Origin of the sequence: Pseudoalteromonas sp. S327 (genome assembly GCF_005886415.1) — a bacterium.
Lineage (GTDB): Bacteria > Pseudomonadota > Gammaproteobacteria > Enterobacterales > Alteromonadaceae > Pseudoalteromonas > Pseudoalteromonas atlantica.
Genome location: NZ_PNDP01000099.1, coordinates 1 through 5311, shown reverse-complemented (window position 1 = coordinate 5311; position 5311 = coordinate 1). Strand labels below are relative to the sequence as shown.

4 protein-coding genes and 1 tRNA gene are annotated in these 5311 nt (G+C 41.9%); all 5 read right to left on the bottom strand.

Going from position 1 to position 5311, the window contains the following annotated elements:
• Window positions 1-1727, bottom strand: a 1727-nt coding sequence (rsxC, locus tag CWB60_RS20215) for an electron transport complex subunit RsxC (RefSeq protein WP_138628021.1), incomplete at its 3' end; no start/stop codon positions are given.
• Window positions 1728-1735: 8 nt separating this feature from the next.
• The gene (rsxB, locus tag CWB60_RS20210; RefSeq protein WP_004589479.1) at window positions 1736-2290 is read right to left on the bottom strand and encodes an electron transport complex subunit RsxB; all 555 of its coding nucleotides are present in this window, start codon (window positions 2288-2290) and stop codon (window positions 1736-1738) included.
• A 1-nt stretch (window position 2291) separates the two neighbouring features.
• A complete protein-coding gene (rsxA, locus tag CWB60_RS20205) occupies window positions 2292-2873 on the bottom strand; it encodes an electron transport complex subunit RsxA (RefSeq protein ID WP_004589478.1) in 582 nt (193 codons plus the stop codon).
• A 214-nt stretch (window positions 2874-3087) separates the two neighbouring features.
• Window positions 3088-5031, bottom strand: a complete 1944-nt coding sequence (locus CWB60_RS20200; protein WP_138580029.1) for an EAL domain-containing protein — start codon at window positions 5029-5031, stop codon at window positions 3088-3090.
• 148 nt (window positions 5032-5179) lie between these two features.
• A tRNA-Asn gene (locus CWB60_RS20195) sits at window positions 5180-5256 on the bottom strand.
• Window positions 5257-5311: the final 55 nt, after the last annotated feature.

The window sequence follows — 5311 nt, the reverse complement described above, 5'->3', positions numbered from 1 at the left end:
ATAGCAGCAGCTACGGCTGACTTTTTATCATCAGGTGTTGGTGATGACTCGCCCTCGGCAGCTTTTTGTTCTTTATATTTACGTGCTTTTTCTTTACGTAATGCACGCTCTTTAGCTACTTCACTGTTATCTGGCTCTAGCTCTTCACCTTGCTGTTTTTTCGCTTTTGCGCGGGCAATTGCAGCGGCTACAGCAGATTTTTCATCGCCATCCGATGATTTGCTCTTAACGCGGGCAAGGGCATCCGCTACTTTTTGTTTTTCATCTGATGTTTTTGCCGCTGGTTTACGTTTATGGCGGTTTTGACGTTCTTGCTGCTCGCGCTCTAGGCGCTCTTTACGGGCGTCAAAACGCTCTTTTGCTCTATTGGCTTTAATTTTTTCGGCTTGCTGCTCTTTTATTTCTACTTTTGCTACGCGGTAATACTGCACCAATGGAATTTCGCTTGGGCATACATACGCACACGCGCCACATTCAATACAATCAAATAAGTTGTGCTCTTGTAATTTGTCGTATTCTTTTGATTTTGCAAACCATTGTAATTGCTGCGGTAATAACGAAGCAGGGCAGGCATCTGCACAGGCACTACAACGTATACAGGCTTTTTCAGGCCCAGGCTCTGCGAGTTCTTTATGATCGGGGGCTAAAATACAGTTGGTGGTTTTAATTACCCCAATACGCACAGTCGGTAAGGTAAAGCCCATCATCGGCCCACCCATAACAACGCGCTGCTGGGGTACGGGTGAAAAACCTTGGCAATCAAGCAGGTGCTTAACTTCGGTGCCTAATAATGCCCATACATTACCTGCATTATGAATGGTGTTACCTGTTACTGTAACAACGCGCTCTATAAGCGGTTTACCTTCGTACACCGCTTGTTGCACAGCAAACAAAGTTCCTGTGTTGTGCACTAAAATACCAATATCGGCAGGAATACCGCCACTGGGTACTTCACGGTTTGTAAGTAATTTAATTAATTGTTTTTCGCCGCCCGATGGATAAACAGTAGGCACCGTTTGGATAACAATATTGGCGTTGTGCTCTGCGGCACTTTTCATAGCCGCTATGGCTTCGGGCTTATTATCTTCAATGCCAACAATACACAGTGTCGGGTTTAAAATTTGTTGCATTAGCTCAATGCCTTGCACTACTTGCTTGGCATGTTCACGCATTAACACATCGTCGGCTGTTATGTATGGTTCACACTCAACAGCATTAACAATTAAAAACTCAATAGGTTGTTTTATATCGGCTTTTACATAAGTAGGAAAGCCTGCTCCACCCATACCACTTATACCTGCTTGATGAATTATATCGACTAATTCATCGTGGCTAAGCTCACTTGGGTTAGGTATTGGGGTTAGTTCGCACCATTGATCTTTGCCATCAGGCTCAATAATAATACTTAGCTCAGGTAAAGCCGATGGATGCGCCGAAGGCATAGAAGCAATATCTGTTATGGTGCCAGAGCTGGGCGCATGTACAGGCACAGACCAATTCGCAACGGGCACGGTTAGTGCTTGGCCTTTTAATACCTGCTGGCCTTTTTCTACAATCAATTTACCGTTAGCACCAATGTGCTGTTTAATTGGTACAACTAACTTATCAGGTAGAGGAAGCCTAGCAATACGCGCACTGTTAGAGAGTGTTTTTTGTTGTGGTGGATGCACGCCGCCCGGGAATGCCCAAACCGTACCTTTTTTAATTTGTTCAAGTAACTTTTCCACTCAAACCTCTAATCTATTTGCGTGACAGGAATAGCATCAAGTTGCCATTTCCAGTTTTGTTTTGTTTCGGCTACAGGCAGCATATCAATGCAATCTACAGGGCAGGGCTCTACACATAAATCGCAGCCAGTACATTCTTCTATTAGTACAGTGTGCATTTGGCGTGTAGCACCAACAATGGCATCCACAGGGCATGCCTGAATACACTTAGTACAGCCTATGCACTCGTCTTCGCGAATATAGGCCACTGTTTTTATCGGCTCTGCTTGTTCGCCACCGGCAAGCGGTTTAGGCTCTACGCCCATTAAATCGGCTAGCTTTTTAACCGTTGCTTCTCCGCCTGGTGGGCATTTATTAATTTCATCCCCGTTGGCAATTGCCTCAGCGTAGGGGCGACAGCCCGGATAGCCACACTGGCCACACTGGGTTTGCGGTAAAATGGTATCTATTTGCTCAACAATTGGGTCGCCTTCTACACGAAAGCGAATAGCTGCAAAGCCTAAAATAAGTCCAAAAACAAGCGCTAGCGAGCCAAGCGCTATCAAGGCATACATTAAGGTCATATTAAAACTTCACTAATCCGGTAAATCCCATAAACGCCATCGACATTAAGCCGGCGGTGATCATGGCTATTGAGGCGCCTTTAAACGGGGTAGGAACATCTGCAGCAGCAAGGCGTTCGCGCAGCGCTGCAAATAATACAAGTACTAATGAAAAGCCAACGGCTGCGCCAAAACCATACACGGCCGATTGTAAAAATGTGTGATCTTCTTTTATGTTAAGAAGCGCAACACCTAATACCGCACAGTTAGTAGTGATCAGCGGTAAAAATATACCCAGTAAACGGTATAAAGTCGGGCTAGTTTTACGCACAACCATTTCGGTAAATTGCACCACAACGGCAATCACTAAAATAAAGCTCATGGTGCGTAAAAATTCGATATCTAGCGGCGCTAAAATATATTGATTAACTAAATAGCTTGTAACAGAGGCAAGAGTAAGCACAAACGTGGTTGCTAAAGACATACCAATAGCGGTATCAAGCTTGCCTGATACACCCATAAATGGACATAAGCCTAAAAATTGTACTAATACAAAGTTATTAACTAGAACGGTTCCAATCAATAACAAGACATATTCTGTCATGTGTGCCTCGCGCTATTAAAATCCTGTGTATTATCCTTTTTTCTGCCCCGATAAACAACATATGCGAGTCGTTATCAGTTAAATAAACACAGTAAAATAATTAAGCGATCACAAAGCTGTAAAATTTATGTGATTTTAAAGTAAGCGAAAAATTAAACAGTTAAACGCAAAAAAGAGCACATGTGCTCTTTTTTACTTTAATTAAGGAGAGGTGCTAAATATCTTTAGGTTTTTCTATGTAATAACCTTGTACGCCGTCTAGGCAAAGCGTTTCTACTATGTGTTTTTCTTCTTGGCTTTCAACGCCCTCAGCAAACACACTCACACCAATGCGGTGGGCTAAATCAACCATTAGGCGCATAAAGTATTGATTGTTTTTATCATCTTCTAGGCCGCGGGTGTAACTTGCATCCATTTTAATAAAGTCTGGTTTTAAATCACGGAAAAACTTAAACGACGTTAGTCCAACACCAAAGCGTTCAACCGTTACGCGGGCACCTACGCGATGCACCATATCAATAAAGCGTTTACTGGCTTTAATATTTTGCTGTAGGCCAAACTCACTTACTTCAAATACTAATTTAGAGGCTATATGCGTATCTTTTAATAAGCGGCGCTCTAACCAAATAACAAATTGATCGTTATGTGCACTTGAGGCGGTCACATTCAAGCCAAAAAACTTTTCAGAGAGGTTACGGCTTTTAATTTTTTCAAGTGATGAGTCAATAATTAAGCGGTCAATTTCTATGGCCATATCGAGTTTTTCAGCCATGGCTAAAAACGAGGCCGTAGGAAGCACTTGGTTATCTTCGGTTTTAAAGCGCACTTGTATCTCTGCATACGCCTTAATGCTTTTACCAAGCGGCATAATATTTTGCATTACTAAGTGAACGCGTTTTGATTCAATCACTTCGTTAATCACTTTACGCCAGTTTTGGTTACCAAACCCAGCACTTACATTATTAACTAAATCGGTTTCGCGCTGCACATGCCATGCATTTACTTGCTTAGATTGCGCCATGCTCATTGCGTTATCGACAACCGATAATAGCTCACCCAGCGGTTTGCCTTTTTCGTAGCCCACAATACCTGTGTTAGCCACAGAGCTTAGCTCTTGATTTTGTTGATATTGAGTAAAGCGCGATTGCAGGTTTTCACCAAAACGCTCTGCTTCTTTAAGTGGGGTATTAGGTAGTACAATGGCAAAGTCTGAGCTATTTAGCCTAAATACTTGGCTGCCAGTGTAAGTGCCGCTTATATGCTTAATTATATCCGCCACACCTTTAACGTAGTCATCACCTTTTTGGTAGCCACGGCTTTGGTTTATAGTTTGCAGCTCACTACAGCGTACAAGCGCTAACGAACCAAACGTACTGCGCTCACTGTTTTCGATGTGTTTTTCGTAATATTCAACAAACATATTACGGTTACCTAACTCAGTAATTACATCTTTATAGGCTTCTTGCTTGATACTTAGGGCAGCGTTTTGAATATCATCATTTTTATTTTTTAAAAAATGCGAAAGGCGATTAAAGCTCGGGACTAAATCTTTACCTAGCTTTTTCATTTTACTTGCATCAAGTGCGGTGTCTAAGTCGTCGCCAATTTGATTTTGGTTAATGTAAATGTCTATTACATCGGCAACGGTCATGCTGATATTTTTATTTAAGCTATGAAAAATAGACTTCATTAATATGATAGGAATAATCACTAAAAAAGCAGAAATAAATATAACTATAAATAAAGAGGTTTGTAGCTGCTGCGCTAAACGTTCAATGTTGAGGGTAAATTCTACTTTTATATCTGCAGCGTCGTTAACGGCAAACTGTGGGCGAACCGAATTAAAGCTAGATTGAATAAATTCAGCAAACATGGGCAGCTGGGTAGGGGAGTTAACTGAAAATACCTCAGCCCCTTGGTAGTCTCTTAGTATAAAGCTTGAAAACGTTTTACCATCGCCAATCGCTTTTTTTATACTTTCAGGCGAAAGCTCATCACTTGTTAAGCTGTTAATGTAACGTGTTACGCTGGTTTGCGCTGAAGTTTGTGCTTCACTTACTGCATTATTAAAGCTTACAGATATGAAGTAGCTTCCAGCCGCAACACATACAAGCCAAGACAGGATTTGTATAAAAATAAGTTTTTTAAAGCCAGCCATGTTATCAATCTTTTAATAGTTCAAAAGGAAAGGAATCAGGTCCTTGATCATTCAACTAATAGCAACACATTAGAATAGATATTATGTTTTAGTTATAAAGCAGAAGAGTAGTGGAAAATTACTGAAATGTCTATGAAATTCTTATGATTGGCTCCCCCTCCCCGACTCGAACGGGGGACCTGCGGATTAACAGTCCGTCGCTCTAACCAACTGAGCTAAGGGGGAATCGTTTACCAAACGGCTGACCTGCAGCCATCCCAGTCCAGCACGCGTGCGGGGG